The sequence below is a fragment of the Streptococcus australis genome, assembly GCF_901543175.1.
GTDB lineage: Bacteria > Bacillota > Bacilli > Lactobacillales > Streptococcaceae > Streptococcus > Streptococcus australis_A.
Map to the genome: position 1 here is coordinate 203,546 of NZ_LR594040.1, position 15,709 is coordinate 219,254.

At 41.5% G+C, this 15,709-nt stretch carries 16 protein-coding genes and 1 tRNA gene; 16 read left to right on the forward strand and 1 reads right to left on the reverse strand.

Going from position 1 to position 15,709, the window contains the following annotated elements; all coding sequences use genetic code 11:
* Window positions 1-72 precede the first annotated feature (72 nt).
* From rnpA to gap, 10 genes are all read left to right on the forward strand, one after another.
* Window positions 73-444 (forward strand): ribonuclease P protein component, encoded by a 372-nt coding sequence (gene rnpA, locus FGK98_RS01195; RefSeq protein ID WP_138099699.1) that lies wholly within the window; start codon window positions 73-75, stop codon window positions 442-444.
* Window positions 419-1,231 carry a YidC/Oxa1 family membrane protein insertase gene (locus FGK98_RS01200; RefSeq protein ID WP_000728102.1) on the forward strand — a complete coding sequence of 271 codons (813 nt, stop codon included), beginning with the start codon at window positions 419-421 and terminating at the stop codon, window positions 1,229-1,231. The genes rnpA and FGK98_RS01200 overlap by 26 nt, the downstream gene beginning before the upstream one ends.
* A gap of 17 nt (window positions 1,232-1,248) precedes the next feature.
* Window positions 1,249-2,238, forward strand: coding sequence for an RNA-binding cell elongation regulator Jag/EloR (gene jag, locus FGK98_RS01205; RefSeq protein ID WP_138099700.1), 990 nt, complete (start codon window positions 1,249-1,251; stop codon window positions 2,236-2,238).
* Window positions 2,239-2,288: 50 nt separating this feature from the next.
* Complete coding sequence (locus FGK98_RS01210) at window positions 2,289-2,912, forward strand: ribonuclease P (RefSeq protein ID WP_138099701.1); 624 nt, start codon at window positions 2,289-2,291, stop codon at window positions 2,910-2,912.
* A gap of 117 nt (window positions 2,913-3,029) precedes the next feature.
* On the forward strand, window positions 3,030-5,006 hold the full coding sequence (gene tkt, locus FGK98_RS01215) for a transketolase (RefSeq protein ID WP_138099702.1): 1,977 nt from the start codon (window positions 3,030-3,032) through the stop codon (window positions 5,004-5,006).
* 118 nt (window positions 5,007-5,124) lie between these two features.
* Window positions 5,125-5,445, forward strand: a complete 321-nt coding sequence (gene yajC / locus FGK98_RS01220; protein ID WP_138099703.1) for a preprotein translocase subunit YajC — start codon at window positions 5,125-5,127, stop codon at window positions 5,443-5,445.
* A gap of 48 nt (window positions 5,446-5,493) precedes the next feature.
* Window positions 5,494-5,937 carry a low molecular weight protein-tyrosine-phosphatase gene (locus tag FGK98_RS01225; RefSeq protein ID WP_138099704.1) on the forward strand — a complete coding sequence of 148 codons (444 nt, stop codon included), beginning with the start codon at window positions 5,494-5,496 and terminating at the stop codon, window positions 5,935-5,937.
* Window positions 5,924-6,337, forward strand: coding sequence for an MORN repeat-containing protein (locus FGK98_RS01230; protein ID WP_138099705.1), 414 nt, complete (start codon window positions 5,924-5,926; stop codon window positions 6,335-6,337). Before FGK98_RS01225 ends, FGK98_RS01230 begins: the two co-directional genes overlap by 14 nt.
* 314 nt (window positions 6,338-6,651) lie before the next feature.
* Complete coding sequence (gene adhE, locus FGK98_RS01235; protein ID WP_138099706.1) at window positions 6,652-9,303, forward strand: bifunctional acetaldehyde-CoA/alcohol dehydrogenase; 2,652 nt, start codon at window positions 6,652-6,654, stop codon at window positions 9,301-9,303.
* A gap of 319 nt (window positions 9,304-9,622) precedes the next feature.
* Window positions 9,623-10,633, forward strand: coding sequence for a type I glyceraldehyde-3-phosphate dehydrogenase (gene gap, locus FGK98_RS01240; protein ID WP_138099707.1), 1,011 nt, complete (start codon window positions 9,623-9,625; stop codon window positions 10,631-10,633).
* Between the two features lie 78 nt (window positions 10,634-10,711).
* On the opposite strand, the gene FGK98_RS01245 is transcribed toward gap, so the two are convergent.
* A complete protein-coding gene (locus FGK98_RS01245) occupies window positions 10,712-11,587 on the reverse strand; it encodes an RluA family pseudouridine synthase (RefSeq protein WP_138099708.1) in 876 nt (291 codons plus the stop codon).
* Window positions 11,588-11,673: 86 nt separating this feature from the next.
* Here FGK98_RS01245 and pbp2a point away from each other — a divergent pair, with 86 nt between their 5' ends.
* From pbp2a to FGK98_RS01275, 6 genes are all read left to right on the forward strand, one after another.
* Window positions 11,674-13,869 carry a penicillin-binding protein PBP2A gene (gene pbp2a / locus FGK98_RS01250; RefSeq protein ID WP_138099709.1) on the forward strand — a complete coding sequence of 732 codons (2,196 nt, stop codon included), beginning with the start codon at window positions 11,674-11,676 and terminating at the stop codon, window positions 13,867-13,869.
* A gap of 52 nt (window positions 13,870-13,921) precedes the next feature.
* Window positions 13,922-14,074, forward strand: coding sequence for a 50S ribosomal protein L33 (gene rpmG / locus FGK98_RS01255; protein WP_001809375.1), 153 nt, complete (start codon window positions 13,922-13,924; stop codon window positions 14,072-14,074).
* Between the two features lie 9 nt (window positions 14,075-14,083).
* Window positions 14,084-14,260: a preprotein translocase subunit SecE gene (gene secE, locus FGK98_RS01260; RefSeq protein ID WP_000505776.1), complete on the forward strand. Its 177-nt coding sequence runs from the start codon at window positions 14,084-14,086 to the stop codon at window positions 14,258-14,260.
* A gap of 57 nt (window positions 14,261-14,317) precedes the next feature.
* Window positions 14,318-14,854 (forward strand): transcription termination/antitermination protein NusG, encoded by a 537-nt coding sequence (gene nusG / locus FGK98_RS01265; protein WP_000376728.1) that lies wholly within the window; start codon window positions 14,318-14,320, stop codon window positions 14,852-14,854.
* 120 nt (window positions 14,855-14,974) lie between these two features.
* Complete coding sequence (locus tag FGK98_RS01270; protein ID WP_138099569.1) at window positions 14,975-15,448, forward strand: sigma-70 family RNA polymerase sigma factor; 474 nt, start codon at window positions 14,975-14,977, stop codon at window positions 15,446-15,448.
* A gap of 68 nt (window positions 15,449-15,516) precedes the next feature.
* Window positions 15,517-15,588 (forward strand) — tRNA-Glu (locus FGK98_RS01275).
* Window positions 15,589-15,709: the final 121 nt, after the last annotated feature.

The following is a 15,709-nucleotide window of genomic DNA, read 5'->3' on the forward strand; positions in this document are numbered from 1 at the left end:
AAAACCTTGTCATTATTGGCTTTTTTGAAATTTATGGTATAATAGTAGTAATTTAATAGATGGAGTGGAGTTTTGAAGAAAAGCTTTCGTGTAAAAAGAGAGAAAGATTTTAAGGCTATTTTCATGGATGGAACAAGTTTTGCTAATCGTAAATTTGTTGTCTACCAATTGGAAAATCAGAAAAGTCATTTTCGAGTAGGCCTGTCCGTCAGTAAGAAATTAGGGAATGCAGTCACTAGAAATCAAATTAAAAGACGGATTCGACACATTTTGCTAAGTGTAAGGGAGCAGTTAGCTGATAACGTTGATTTTGTCGTGATTGCTCGAAAAGGGGTTGAAGGCTTGGATTATGCAGAAATGGAGAAAAATCTACTCCACGTATTAAAGTTATCAAAGATTTACCGGGAAGGAATTAGGAGTGAAAAAGAAACTACAGTTGACTAGTTTGCTGGGCTTGTCCTTATTTGTCATGACAGCCTGTGGGACAAGCGATGTTGCAGCAGATTCTACAGATATATGGAGTAAATTTGTCTATTTTTTTGCTGAAATCATCCGCTTCTTGTCCTTTGACGTTAGTATCGGAGTGGGGATTATCCTCTTTACGATCCTGATTCGTACGATTCTATTGCCAGTCTTTCAGACTCAGATGGTGGCCTCTAGAAAAATGCAAGAGGCTCAACCACGCATCAAGGCTCTGCAAGAACAATATCCAGGTCGTGATATGGAAAGTAGAACCAAGCTGGATCAGGAGATGCGGAAGGTCTATAAAGAATTAGGGGTCAAACACTCTTCTTCTCTCTGGCCGATTTTGATTCAAATGCCGGTTCTCTTGGCTCTCTTCCAAGCCTTGACTCGAGTAGACTTTTTGAAAACAGGGCATTTTTTGTGGGTGAACCTTGGGGGAGTAGACACAAGCTTTATCCTTCCGATTTTGGCGGCAGTCTTTACCTTCTTAAGTAGTTGGTTATCGAATAAGGCTTTACCTGAAAGAAGTGGAGCTATGACAGGGATGATGTACGGGATGCCTGTACTGATCTTTATCTTTGCCATCTCTTCACCTAGTGGCGTAGCCTTGTACTGGGCAGTATCCAATGCTTATCAAGTTTTGCAAACCTACTTCTTAAATAATCCTTTTAAGATTATTGCAGCGCGTGAGGCGGAAGTACAAGCTAAAAAAGATTTGGAAAATAGAAAAAGAAAAGCCAAGAAAAAGGCTCAGAAAACGAAATAATAAGGAGGAATCTGATAATGGTATTATTTACAGGTTCAACTGTTGAAGAAGCAATCCAGAAAGGATTGAAAGAGTTAGGTATTCCGAGAATGAAGACTCACATCAAGGTCGTGTCCAAAGAGAAGAAAGGTTTTTTAGGCTTATTTGGGAAAAAACCAGCTCAAGTTGATATTGAGGCGATTAGTGAGACGACTGTGATTAAGGCCAATCAACAAGCTGTAAAAGGTGTTCCGAAAGAGATCAATGAACAAAACGAACCTGTTAAGACAGTAACAGAGGCGACAGTTGATCTTGGTCATGTTGTTGAGGCGATCAAAAAAATAGAAGAGGAAGGTCAGGGTGTTTCTGATGAAATCAAGGCTGAAATCTTGAAAAATGAGAAACATGCTAGCACGATTTTAGAAGAAACAGGTCACATCGCGATTTTAAATGGATTGCAGACAGGAGATGCTGGAGTGGAAGACCCAGCAGAGTGTGAAGAATTTGCATCTATGTCAGAATCGGTAGAAAGCCAGTCTTTGGAAGATCTAGGTTTGAAGGTGGAGCCGAGTTATGACATCGAACAAGTAGCAACTCAAGTGGTTAACTATGTTCAAACCATTGTGGACGATATGGATGTTGAAGGGACGATTTCAAGCGACTACAATCGCCGCACCATCAATCTTCAAATTGACACAAATGAACCAGGTCGTATTATCGGCTACCACGGAAAAGTATTGAAAGCACTTCAGCTTTTGGCGCAAAACTACCTCTACAATCGTTATTCAAGAACTTTTTATATTACAATCAACGTCAATGATTACGTTGAACATCGTGCAGAAGTGTTGCAAACCTACGCTCAAAAATTGGCGAATCGCGTTTTGGAGGAGGGTCGTAGCCAACAAACAGATCCAATGTCTAATAGCGAACGCAAGATTATCCATCGCATTATTTCACGCATGGATGGCGTGACTAGCTATTCTGAGGGCGATGAGCCAAATCGCTATGTTGTCGTAGATACGGAATAAACAAAATCAGGCTTGTCCTGATTTTTTGTTAGAAAAGGGAGAAGAAACAGATGATGGAAGCAATCAAGAACTATCTATCTTATGCGGGAATCCAGTACCGTAATCCAGATAAGGCTGGAGATGAGCGAGAAAAGATGCTGGAATTGCGCCACAAAGGGCAGGAGGCTCGCAAGGCTTTTACGAACTTAGCCAAGGCCTTCCAAGAAAAGCATCCAGAATGGCAACTGCAACAGACCAGTCAGTGGATGAATCAAGCTCAGCGCTTGCGACCGCATTTCTGGACCTATTTGCAGAGAGAGGGGCAGGTAACAGAACCCATGTTGGCGCTGCGTTTGTATGGGGAACCCTCAGATTTTGGGATTTCCTTAGAAGTCAGTTTCATCGAGCGCAAGAAAGATGAGCAGACACTGAGCAAACAAGCTAAGATTTTAGATATTCCACCAGTAGAAGGGATCTATTATCTAGCATACATCGATGGTCAAAGTCAAAAGGTAGAAGCTAATGAAGAAAATCGCCTTCTCTTACGCGAGAAGGTGCGCAATCAGGAAATCCGTAAAGTTCTGGTCAAGTCGGATGTTTCTTTTATTGAAAATCAAACATTGGAAGCGATTTTAGAAAAATTAGAAGAAGTCTATGAATGCTTGCTGCCTTACTATGAAGCGACAAGGATCTAGAAGGATTAGGTGAGTCGTTTTATGTTAAGTTGTTTGATTGCTATTCTATGTATTTTTTCATATAATAGTAAAATAGAATGTGTGATTCAATAATCACCTCAAATAGAAAGGAATTCTATGTCAAATCTATCTGTTAATGCAATTCGTTTCCTAGGAATTGACGCTATCAACAAAGCTAACTCAGGCCATCCAGGAGTGGTTATGGGGGCGGCTCCGATGGCTTATAGCCTATTTACGAAGGAACTCCGTATCAATCCAGCTCAACCAAACTGGATTAACCGTGATCGCTTTATCCTCTCAGCAGGTCATGGCTCTATGTTGCTTTATGCCCTTCTTCACCTTTCTGGTTTTGAAGATGTTAGCATGGATGAGGTTAAGAACTTCCGTCAATGGGGTTCCAAAACGCCAGGCCACCCAGAATTTGGCCATACAGCAGGGGTTGACGCTACAACTGGTCCTCTAGGTCAAGGGATTTCAACTGCTACTGGTTTTGCTCAGGCAGAACGTTTCCTAGCAGCAAAATACAATCGCGAAGGCTACAATATCTTTGATCATTATACTTATGTCATCTGTGGAGATGGAGACTTGATGGAAGGTGTCTCAAGTGAGGCGGCTTCATACGCAGGTTTGCAAAAACTTGACAAGTTGGTTGTCCTTTATGATTCAAATGACATCAACTTGGATGGTGAGACAAAGGATTCCTTCACTGAAAGCGTTCGTGACCGTTACAATGCTTATGGTTGGCATACAGCCTTAATTGAAGATGGAACAGACTTGGAAGCAATCCATGCTGCTATCGAAACAGCTAAAGCTTCAGGCAAACCATCTTTGATTGAAGTGAAGACCGTGATTGGATACGGTTCTCCAAACAAACAGGGAACAAATGCTGTACATGGCGCACCACTCGGAGCTGATGAAACAGCGGCTACTCGTCAAGCTCTTGGTTGGGACTATGAACCATTTGAAATCCCAGCTGAAGTTTATGCAGATTTCAAAGAAAATGTTGCAGATCGTGGCGCATCAGCTTATGAAGCTTGGACAAAAGTAGTTGAAGCCTACAAAGAAGCATATCCAGAACTTGCAGCAGAAGTTGAAGCAATCATTGACGGGCGCGACCCAGTTGAGGTAACTCCAGCAGACTTCCCAGTATTAGAAAATGGCTTCTCTCAAGCAACTCGTAATTCAAGCCAAGATGCTTTGAATGTTATCGCAGCTAAGTTGCCAACTTTCCTAGGTGGATCAGCTGACCTCGCTCACTCAAACATGACTTATATCAAGACTGATGGACTTCAAGATGACGCCAATCGCTTGAACCGCAACATTCAGTTTGGTGTCCGCGAATTTGCAATGGGAACGATCTTGAACGGGATGGCACTTCATCGTGGACTTCGTGTATACGGTGGTACTTTCTTTGTCTTCTCTGACTATGTGAAAGCAGCAGTCCGTTTGTCGGCCTTGCAAGGACTTCCTGTGACTTATGTCTTTACTCACGATTCAATCGCAGTTGGTGAAGATGGTCCAACTCACGAGCCAATCGAACACTTGGCAGGTCTTCGTGCCATGCCAAATCTGAATGTTTTCCGTCCAGCAGATGCGCGGGAAACTCAAGCAGCTTGGTACCTAGCTGTGAAAAGTGAGAAAACCCCAACTGCCCTTGTTTTGACACGTCAAAACTTGACAGTCGAAGAAGGAACGGACTTTGACAAGGTTGCAAAAGGTGCCTATGTTGTCTATGAAAATGCAGCAGACTTTGATACCATATTGATTGCGACTGGTTCAGAAGTTAACCTAGCAGTAGCAGCTGCTAAAGAATTGGCAAGTCAAGGTGGCAAGGTGCGCGTGGTTAGCTGCCCATCTACAGATGTCTTTGACGCACAAGATGCAGCTTACAAGGAAGAAATCCTTCCAAATGCAGTTCGTCGCCGTGTTGCAGTCGAAATGGGAGCAACTCAAAACTGGTACAAATATGTTGGTCTTGATGGTGCAGTTCTTGGTATTGATACCTTTGGAGCATCTGCCCCAGCACCAAAAGTACTGGCAGAGTGTGGATTTACTGTGGAAAATCTAGTCAAAGTAGTTCAAAACTTGAAATAATCGCAGAAATCAGAGTGAAAACTCTGATTTTTTAATTGGCATAAAAACAAGGCACAACCTTGTAAAAGTAGTTGAAATTTGATATAGTAGTCCTATGTAAAATACAAAGGAGAAAACAATGGATCCAAATATTACTTTTTTTATCATGCTTGTAGGTATGTTTGCCTTGATGTTCTTTATGCAACGTTCTCAAAAGAAACAAGCTCAAAAGCGCATGGAAAGCTTGAACAAGCTTCAAAAAGGCTATGAAGTGATCACAATCGGTGGACTCTACGGAACAGTGGATGAAGTCGATACTGAGAAACGCACAATCGTACTAGACGTAGATGGTGTTTATTTGACTTTTGAATTAGCTGCTATCAAGACAGTGTTGCCACTCAAAGAAGCTGTGACACCAGAAGGAGCAGTTATCGACGAAAGTGGAGCAATCGAAGAATAAAACGGGATCCTATTACTCCCGTTTTTCTATGAGATGAGAGGAAAAGGGATGAAAAAAATAGTATTTGTGTGCTTAGGAAATATCTGTCGCAGCCCTATGGCAGAGTTTGTGATGAAGTCCATGACGAGTGATTACCAAATTGAGAGTCGTGCAACTTCGTCTTGGGAACACGGCAATCCGATTCATAAGGGAACGCAAGGGATTTTCCAGCAGTATCAGATTCCTTATGACAAAGACAAAACATCGCTTCAGATTGGCAGAGAAGACTTTGAGTCGTTTGATTATATTATCGGTATGGATGCTTCAAACGTTTCAGATTTGCGTCAAATGTGTCCTCAAGAACAAGAGCACAAGATTTACGCTTTTGCGTCTGAAAGTGTTCCAGATCCATGGTATACAGGAGATTTTGAGGAAACCTATGTTCGCATCACAAGTGGATGTCAAAGCTGGCTAGAACGTTTAGAAAAGGAGAGTGAAGATGGAAAATCTTAAGAATTTTTACGAAAAGTATCGTGTCTATCTGACTCGCCCTAGGTTAGAGCTAATTGCAGTAGTCGTAATGGTACTCTGTGCTCTTTCGGTTTTTCTACTAAACACACCCAAAAAGGGTGTGCTGACACTTGATAATGGTGCGCTTGTTTATGATGGAACCTTGGTAAGAGGAAAGATGAATGGTCAGGGGACCATGACCTTTGAAAATGGTGACCAATACACAGGTGAGTTCAATAATGGAGCTTTCAATGGTAAAGGAACCTTCCAGTCCAAATCTGGCTGGAAATACGAAGGCGATTTTGTAAATGGTCAGGCCGAAGGTCAAGGAAAATTGACGACCGAGCAAGAAGTTGTCTATGAAGGAAGCTTTAAACAAGGTGTTTTCCAACAGAAACAATAGTCTCTAAGTTAGGAGACTATTTTTTAAAACCGGAAAGAAAACGTTTTCTATGCTTGAATTCGGTAAATAACTATCAACTAGAAAAACTTTGTGAAATAAAAAAAATTTCATCGCAATTTCACAATCAATCGAGTAAAATCCCGTAGCACTGCAATATTGAAAAACATTTCACAAATGAATAAAATTTCTTTGTGAAACCTACATGAAACTGTTTACAAAGTCTAAAAAAAGAGTTATAATAAACTTGTGAAAAAATTAACAAAGGTTAAACGTCTTCGTCTAACCTTTCAGCAAAAAACCATTGGAGGACTATAATGGCTGATAAAAAAACTGTAACACCTGAGCAAAAACAACTCGCTGCTGAAAAACATGTAGACGGGCTAGTGCAAAAAGCTTTGGTTGCGCTTGATGAAATGCGTAAGTTAAACCAAGAACAGGTTGATTATATCGTAGCGAAAGCATCAGTGGCGGCTCTTGATGCACATGGTATCCTTGCTCAACACGCAGTTGAAGAAACTGGTCGTGGTGTATTTGAAGACAAGGCGACAAAAAACCTTTTTGCCTGTGAACATGTTGTCAATAACATGCGTGGTGTTAAAACTGTCGGTGTTATCGAAGATGACCCTGTTACTGGCTTGACTAAGATTGCAGAGCCTGTCGGAGTAGTCTGTGGTGTCACTCCAACAACTAACCCTACTTCAACAGCAATTTTCAAATCCTTGATTGCTTTGAAAACACGTAACCCAATCGTGTTTGCCTTCCACCCATCAGCTCAAGAATCTTCTGCTCACGCAGCGCAAATCGTTCGTGATGCGGCAATCGCAGCTGGAGCTCCTGAAAACTGTGTTCAATGGATTACAGAGCCATCTATGGAAGCTACAGGCGCCCTTATGAACCACGAAGGTATTGCAACTATCCTTGCAACTGGTGGTAATGCAATGGTTAAGGCTGCTTACTCATGTGGGAAACCAGCCCTTGGGGTAGGTGCCGGAAACGTTCCTGCTTATGTAGAAAAATCAGCTGACCTTCGTCAAGCTGCTCATGACATCGTGATGTCTAAATCATTTGATAATGGTATGGTCTGTGCGTCAGAACAAGCGGTTATCATTGATAAAGAAGTGTATGACGAATTTGTAGCAGAATTCAAATCATACCACACTTACTTTGTAAACAAAAAAGAAAAAGCACTTCTTGAAGAATTCTGTTTCGGCGTTAAAGCAAACAGCAAGAACTGTGCAGGCGCTAAACTAAATGCAAACATCGTTGGTAAACCAGCTGCATGGATTGCAGAACAAGCAGGATTTAGCGTTCCAGAAGGAACAAACATCTTGGCTGCAGAATGTGCAGAAGTAGGACCAAAAGAACCATTGACTCGTGAAAAATTGTCACCAGTCATCGCTGTCCTAAAAGCTGAAGATACAGAAGACGGTCTTAAAAAAGCTCGCCAAATGGTTGAGTTTAACGGACTTGGTCACTCAGCGGCTATCCACACAAAAGACGAAGCTCTTGCTAAACGCTTTGGTACAGAAATCAAAGCAATGCGTATTATCTGGAACTCTCCATCTACTTTCGGTGGTATCGGTGACGTATACAATGCCTTCATCCCATCATTGACACTTGGATGTGGTTCATACGGACACAACTCAGTTGGTGATAACGTGAGCGCTATCAACCTTCTAAACATCAAGAAAGTAGGGAAACGTAGAAATAATATGCAATGGTTTAAAGTTCCTTCAAAAATTTACTTCGAACGCAATTCTATCCAATACCTTCAAACATGTGAAGATATTGAACGCGTTATGATTGTTACAGACAAATCCATCGAAAAACTTGGCTTTGTTCAACGCATTATTGACCAATTGAACAAACGCAGCAACCGTGTAACTATTCAAGTCTTCTCAGATGTTGAACCAGATCCAGACATCACAACTGTAGAACGTGGTGCTGAAGTGATGAAAGCATTTGAACCAGATACAATTATCGCTCTTGGTGGTGGTTCTCCAATGGACGCTGCGAAAGTTATGTGGCTCTTCTACGAACAACCAGAAATCGACTTCCGTGACTTGGTTCAAAAATTCATGGATATCCGTAAACGTGCCTTCCGCTTCCCATCACTTGGTAAGAAAGCGAAGTACATCGGTATTCCAACAACTTCTGGTACAGGTTCAGAAGTAACACCATTTGCCGTTATCTCTGATAAGAAAAACAACCGCAAATACCCATTGGCTGACTACTCATTGACACCAACTATTGCGATTGTTGACCCTGCTTTGGTTGAATCAGTTCCAGACTTCATCGCAGCTGACACTGGTATGGACGTCTTGACTCACGCGACTGAAGCTTATACTTCAAACTTTGCCAACGACTACACAGACGGTATTGCGCTTCAAACAATCAAACTTGTCTTTGAATGGTTGGAAAAATCAGTTAAGACAGCTGACCCAGAAGCACGTGAAAAAATGCATAATGCGTCTACAATGGCTGGTATGGCCTTCGCCAATGCCTTCCTTGGTATGAGCCACTCAATGGCTCACAAGATTGGTGGTGTTCACCATACTGTTCACGGACGTACAAATGCTATCTTGCTTCCATACGTTATCCGTTACAACGGTACTCGTCCATCTAAGACAACTACATGGCCTAAGTACAACTACTGGAAAGCTGATGAGAAATTCCAAGACATCGCGAAAATGCTTGGCTTGCCTCACTCAACTCCAGAAGAAGCGGTTGAAGCTTATGCCAAAGCAGTTTACGATCTTGGTGAAGCAGTCGGAATCACAATGAACTTCAAAGGCTTTGGAATCGATGAAAAAGCTTGGAAAGACAGCTTGCATGAAATTGCCTTGCTTGCTTATGAAGACCAATGTTCACCTGCAAACCCTCGCTTGCCAATGGTAGCTGACATGGAAGAAATCATGGCAGATGCTTACTATGGTTATGCAGAACGTCCAGGACGTCGTAAATAATCGTTTATCAGCCTAGAGGCAGGAGAAATCCTGTCTCTTTTTTGTGAAACTGGAGTATTGAAAATAGTTTTCTATTTTCTATTTTCGTTTTTCATTTGAAAAAGAAAAGTGGGAAATGATTATGTAGACAAAGAAAGACAGCAGAGTAGGTTTCAAAGTAGAAAGAAAAATAAGCAAGGTATAGGCAAAAAACAACGCCCGTACTTGCAATTCTACTTAAATAGTTATATAATAATAATGTTGAAAGGTGATTTGTAGTGATTCAAGTTACTCTTTTCACAATAAAATTTTCAGGATTTTCATAAGGAGGAAATCACTAATGGTAGTTAAAGTTGGTATTAACGGTTTCGGACGTATCGGTCGTCTTGCTTTCCGCCGTATCCAAAACGTAGAAGGTGTTGAAGTTACTCGCATCAACGACCTTACAGATCCAGTTATGCTTGCACACTTGTTGAAATACGACACAACTCAAGGTCGTTTCGACGGTACTGTAGAAGTTAAAGAAGGTGGATTCGAAGTTAACGGTAAATTCGTTAAAGTTTCTGCAGAACGTGATCCAGAACAAATCGACTGGGCTAACGACGGTGTAGAAATCGTTCTTGAAGCTACTGGTTTCTTCGCTAAGAAAGCAGCTGCTGAAAAACACTTGCACGCTGGTGGAGCTAAAAAAGTTGTTATCACTGCTCCTGGTGGAAACGACGTTAAAACAGTTGTATTTAACACTAACCACGACGTTCTTGACGGTACTGAAACAGTTATCTCAGGTGCTTCATGTACTACAAACTGCTTGGCTCCAATGGCTAAAGCTCTTCAAGACAACTTCGGTGTTGTAGAAGGATTGATGACTACTATCCACGCTTACACTGGTGACCAAATGATCCTTGACGGACCACACCGTGGTGGTGACCTTCGCCGTGCTCGCGCTGGTGCTGCAAACATCGTTCCTAACTCAACTGGTGCTGCTAAAGCTATCGGTCTTGTAATCCCAGAATTGAACGGTAAACTTGATGGATCTGCACAACGCGTTCCAACTCCAACTGGATCAGTTACTGAATTGGTAGCAGTTCTTGAAAAGAACGTTACTGTTGATGAAGTGAACGCAGCTATGAAAGCAGCTTCAAACGAATCATACGGTTACACAGAAGATCCAATCGTATCTTCAGATATCGTAGGTATGTCTTACGGTTCATTGTTTGACGCAACTCAAACTAAAGTTCTTGATGTTGACGGTAAACAATTGGTTAAAGTTGTATCATGGTACGACAACGAAATGTCATACACTGCACAACTTGTTCGTACTCTTGAATACTTCGCGAAAATCGCTAAATAATTCATGAGTTGATAAAAGCAAGACCTGTTGGTCTTGCTTTTTCTATTTTTAGATAAAACAAAATGGATGATTTAGCGGTCATCCATTCTTTTTTAATTCTCTCTCAAATGTATCAGAAAGAGCAGTGAAGCTTAATTTCTCTAAAGTAAGCGGATGGGTAAAGGAAAGTCGAAATGCGTGGAGCATAAGCCGACTTGTCTTTGATTTACTATTATAGAGAGGATCGCCTAGGATAGGGTGCTTATGGTGAGAAAGGTGAACACGGATTTGATGTGTTCGACCGGTCTTTAGCTTGCAACGCACGAGGGAGGTCTTATTTGGGAATTGTTTTAATCGACTGATATGAGTTTCAGCATGTTGACCATTTTTAGGATCCACTACCCGTTTTCTGCGATCGTGTCGATCACGACCAATTTTGTCTCGGAAGATAAGTTCTTTATTCCCTACTTGCCCCTCTACGAGTGCCCAGTACTCACGAGCGATTTCCTTTTTCTCCAACAAACGATTGAGAATAGGAAGGATAAAAGGATTTTTGGCAAAAAGCACTAAACCGCTTGTTTCCATATCCAGACGATGAACAACATAGCAAGTGTGACCAACGTAGGCAGAGACATGGTTGAGTAGGGCAATTTCATCTGGTTGATTACCGTGTGTTTTCATGCCTTCGGGTTTGTTAACAACGATGAGATGTTGGTCTTGGTAAATCTCTTGAACGAAATCTGGATTGCCCCAAAGGATTTCCTTTGTGGGATAATCTTCCTCGCCAAAAGTCAATTGACAAATATCCCCTGGCTTCACCATCTCGTTCCAGTGAACTTCTTCGTGGTTAATTAAGATGTTCTTCTTTATTCTCAAAAAATGGCGAATCTTTCTAGGAATGAGGAGTTGCTCCTCTAGGAATTGTTTGACCGTCATTTGAGGCAAGGATTCGGGTAATGTAAATGTGAATTGCATATAGATATTGTAACAAAAAAAGCCCTATTTGGATAGGGAGTAGCTAAATTCTTGAGTTCCTATGGTGAAGATGATAAAATAAACGCATGAAATTAGATAAATTATTTGAGAAGTTTCTTTCTCTCTTTAAAAAAGAAACGAGTGAATCGGCGGAGCCTGATTCGACTAGCATGCGTCGTTCACGGAGCGATAGAAAAAAATTGTCCCAAGTAGGCCCAATTCGGAAATTTTGGCGTCGTTATCATCTGACAAAGATCGTCATCATTTTAGGGTTAAGTGCTGGTTTGTTAGTAGGAACCTACCTATTTGCAATAGCCAAGTCTACCAATGTCAATGATTTGCAAAATGCCTTGAAAACGCGAACTCTGATTTTTGACCGTGAAGAAAAAGAGGCAGGAGCCCTGTCAGGTCAAAAGGGAACCTATGTTGAGCTGACAGATATCAGCAAAGACTTGCAGAATGCTGTCGTCGCGACAGAGGACCGTTCCTTCTATAAAAATGATGGGATTAACTACGGTCGTTTCTTTCTAGCTATCGTCACAGCAGGTCGTTCTGGAGGTGGATCTACCATCACTCAACAGTTGGCAAAAAATGCCTATCTGTCTCAGGACCAAACTGTTGAACGAAAGGCCAAGGAGTTTTTCCTTGCCTTAGAGTTGACAAAGAAATACAGCAAGGAGCAAATCCTTACTATGTATCTCAATAACGCCTACTTTGGAAATGGGGTGTGGGGTGTTGAAGATGCAAGTAAGAAATATTTCGGTGTATCGGCTTCACAATTAACGCTTGATCAGGCAGCCACTCTAGCTGGGATGCTCAAGGGGCCAGAGTTGTATAATCCTTTAAATTCCATTGAAGATTCGACCAACCGCAGGGATACGGTGCTACAAAATATGGTTGCGGCAGGCTATATTGATAAAAATCAAGAAACTGAAGCAGCTGGAGTAGATATGGCTTCTCAATTGCAAGATAAGTATGAAGGTAAGATTTCTGATTATCGTTACCCATCCTATTTTGACGCAGTTGTCAACGAAGCAGTTTCCAAGTATAATCTGACAGAAGAAGAGATTGTCAACAATGGCTATCGAATCTATACGCAACTTGATCAGAACTACCAAGCCAACATGCAGGTTATTTACGAAAACACTGCGCTATTTCCAACGGCAGAAGACGGAACGCATGCGGAATCAGGTAGTGTTGCTCTAGAGCCTAAAACAGGTGGAGTACGTGGAGTTGTCGGTCGCGTAGCTGGTGATGACAAATCAGGCTTCCGTAATTTTAACTATGCAACTCAGTCTAAACGCAGTCCAGGCTCGACGATTAAGCCTTTGGTCGTTTACACTCCAGCTGTGGAAGCAGGATGGGCTTTGAACAAGCAACTGGATAATCATACGATGCAGTACAACAGTTATCAAGTGGACAATTATGCGGGCATTAAGACATCTCCAGAAGTACCTATGTATCAGGCTTTGGCTGAATCACTCAATTTACCGGCAGTTGCGACTGTAAATGCATTAGGTATTGACAAAGCTTTTGACGCTGGGGAGAGATTTGGCCTGAATATGGAAAATGTTGATCGAGTTCTTGGAGTCGCTCTCGGTGGAGGCGTAGAGACGAATCCCCTCCAGATGGCGCAAGCCTATGCAACCTTTGCTAATGAAGGTCTGATGCCTGAAGCGCATTTTATCACTCGTATTGAAAATGCCAGTGGCCAGGTCATCAAGAGTCATAAAAATTCCCAAAAACGAGTGATTGATAAGTCGGTAGCCGATAAAATGACCAGCATGATGCTAGGAACATTTACCAATGGTACAGGAATTAGTTCGTCGCCAACAGATTATGTTATGGCTGGAAAGACAGGTACTACTGAGGCTGCTTTTAATTCAGTATATACTAGTGACCAGTGGGTGATTGGCTATACTCCAGATGTGGTAATTACCCACTGGCTCGGTTTCCCGACGACGGATGAAAACCATTATCTGGCAGGTTCGACATCAAATGGAGCAGCCCATGTCTTTAGAAGTATGGCTAATACCATTTTGCCATACACTCCAGGTAGCACTTTTACAGTTGAGAATGCTTATAAACAAAATGGGATTGAACCAGAAAATGCGAAAAAGCAGGTCGTTGAAAATGAGACGAACCAGTCCAAGGATCTGCTAGAAGATATTCGTAGTCGTGCTCAAAATCTTGTAGACGAAGCGGGGCGTACGATTTCGGATGCCAAGATAAAAGAAAAAGCCCAGACAATCTGGGACTCTTTCGTCAATCTCTTTCGTTAAGAGGCTTGTCAAAGCCTAGGTTTCTTGTTATAATAGATAAGATGGAGGCGTTATGGCACTAAAAAAAGCAAGCCTAGCTTGTGCAGTTTGCGGTTCAAGAAATTACTCAATCAAAATTAGTGGGAACCCCAAGCCAACACGACTAGAAGTAAATAAATTTTGTAAACATTGTGGAAAATATACGACACATAGAGAGACGAGATAGGAGAGAATGATGGGTTTTATTAAGGATATCTTCAAACTTCTTAAGGAAACAACATGGCCGACTCGCAAAGAAAGCTGGAGAGATTTTCGCTCTATTATGGAATACACAGCCTTCTTTGTGGTCATCATTTACATTTTTGACCAGTTGATTGTTTCAGGTTTGATTCGATTTATTAACATTTTTTAGAAGAAAAGCGGAAAACTTCTGCTAGCTTTCTTCTATATGTGTATGAAAGGAAATATCATGGATAGTTTTGACAAGGGATGGTTTGTTCTACAAACTTATTCTGGCTATGAAAATAAGGTAAAAGAAAATCTATTGCAACGTGCACAAACGTATAACATGTTGGATAATATTCTACGAGTTGAGATTCCAACACAAACCGTGCAAGTTGAGAAAAATGGAAAGAAAAAAGAAATTGAAGAGAATCGCTTTCCGGGTTATGTCCTTGTAGAAATGGTCATGACAGATGAAGCGTGGTTCGTTGTTCGAAACACACCTAACGTAACAGGATTCGTCGGTTCACACGGTAACAGATCAAAACCAACTCCACTATTGGAACAAGAAATCCGTGATATTCTGGTTTCAATGGGACAAACTGTTCAAGAGTTCGATATTGACGTTGAAGTTGGCCAGACAGTCCGAATTATTGATGGCGCTTTTGCAGATTACACAGGTAAAATTACTGAAATTGATAACAACAAAGTGAAGATGATTATCTCTATGTTTGGTAATGATACGATTGCAGAAGTAAACCTAAACCAAATTGCAGAATTATAACCACAGAGAGGCCATGCCTCTCTTTTTGTATGCAGTTGAGGCAACGAGAAATACAGAAGAGGAGAAGAAGATCAAAGACTAGGTTCTTTCTGCTAAACTAAAGGCAGAAAGGAGAGGTCTATGAATCTGAAAGAGTTATATGAAGAAAGTAAGGGGATTGTAAACAAGTGCCGCAAAGAATACCATTTACATCTGTGGGAGAAAGAGGACTGGGATCAGGAGGGGATGATGTGCCTGTATGAGCTAGTGGACCACCATCCAGAGTTACTAGAGGGTGAGCGCCATCAACTATATGTCTGCTTTAAAACCAAATTCCGAAATCGTATCTTGGACTACATCCGCAAACAGGAAAGTCACAAGCGCCGTTTCGATAAGGAACCCTATGAAGAGGTAAGCGAAATCAGTCATCGCCTAGGAGAAAAAGGACTCAGACTGGATGATTATTATCTCTTTCATGAGCTTCTAAAGAATTACAGAGCAAGTCAGAGTAAAGAAAAACAAGAACAACTTGACCGTCTAATGGGAGGAGAATGTTTCAAAGGTAGAAAATCCCTTCTGAGAGAATTAAGTATCGTATTCAGTGATTTTAGGTAAAAATAGTCAAAAGAATCCCTTGACAAAGGGGAAAAAGTAGGTATAATAGAAAGAGTTGAAAAGCTCAAGGTCCGTTGGTCAAGGGGTTAAGACACCGCCTTTTCACGGCGGTAACACGGGTTCGAATCCCGTACGGACTATGGGTGTATCGCAGGGACGAAAAAAGTAAAAAAAGTTTCAAAAAAGTGTTGACAGAGGTCAACAGCTGTGATATACTAATATAGTTGTCGCTTGAGAGAAAGAGTGACAAAGACCTTTGAA

Excerpts from the sequence above, each read along its gene's own strand:
- FGK98_RS01210 (WP_138099701.1), top strand. The coding sequence starts at position 2,289 with ATGATGGAAGCAATCAAGAACTATCTATCTTATGCGGGAATCCAGTAC.
- tkt (WP_138099702.1), top strand. The coding sequence starts at position 3,030 with ATGTCAAATCTATCTGTTAATGCAATTCGTTTCCTAGGAATTGACGCT.
- jag (WP_138099700.1), top strand. The coding sequence starts at position 1,249 with ATGGTATTATTTACAGGTTCAACTGTTGAAGAAGCAATCCAGAAAGGA.
- FGK98_RS01230 (WP_138099705.1), top strand. The coding sequence starts at position 5,924 with ATGGAAAATCTTAAGAATTTTTACGAAAAGTATCGTGTCTATCTGACT.
- gap (WP_138099707.1), top strand. The coding sequence starts at position 9,623 with ATGGTAGTTAAAGTTGGTATTAACGGTTTCGGACGTATCGGTCGTCTT.
- adhE (WP_138099706.1), top strand. The coding sequence starts at position 6,652 with ATGGCTGATAAAAAAACTGTAACACCTGAGCAAAAACAACTCGCTGCT.
- FGK98_RS01245 (WP_138099708.1), bottom strand. The coding sequence starts at position 11,587 with ATGCAATTCACATTTACATTACCCGAATCCTTGCCTCAAATGACGGTC.
- yajC (WP_138099703.1), top strand. The coding sequence starts at position 5,125 with ATGGATCCAAATATTACTTTTTTTATCATGCTTGTAGGTATGTTTGCC.
- secE (WP_000505776.1), top strand. The coding sequence starts at position 14,084 with ATGGGTTTTATTAAGGATATCTTCAAACTTCTTAAGGAAACAACATGG.
- rpmG (WP_001809375.1), top strand. The coding sequence starts at position 13,922 with ATGGCACTAAAAAAAGCAAGCCTAGCTTGTGCAGTTTGCGGTTCAAGA.
- pbp2a (WP_138099709.1), top strand. The coding sequence starts at position 11,674 with ATGAAATTAGATAAATTATTTGAGAAGTTTCTTTCTCTCTTTAAAAAA.
- nusG (WP_000376728.1), top strand. The coding sequence starts at position 14,318 with ATGGATAGTTTTGACAAGGGATGGTTTGTTCTACAAACTTATTCTGGC.
- FGK98_RS01270 (WP_138099569.1), top strand. The coding sequence starts at position 14,975 with ATGAATCTGAAAGAGTTATATGAAGAAAGTAAGGGGATTGTAAACAAG.
- FGK98_RS01225 (WP_138099704.1), top strand. The coding sequence starts at position 5,494 with ATGAAAAAAATAGTATTTGTGTGCTTAGGAAATATCTGTCGCAGCCCT.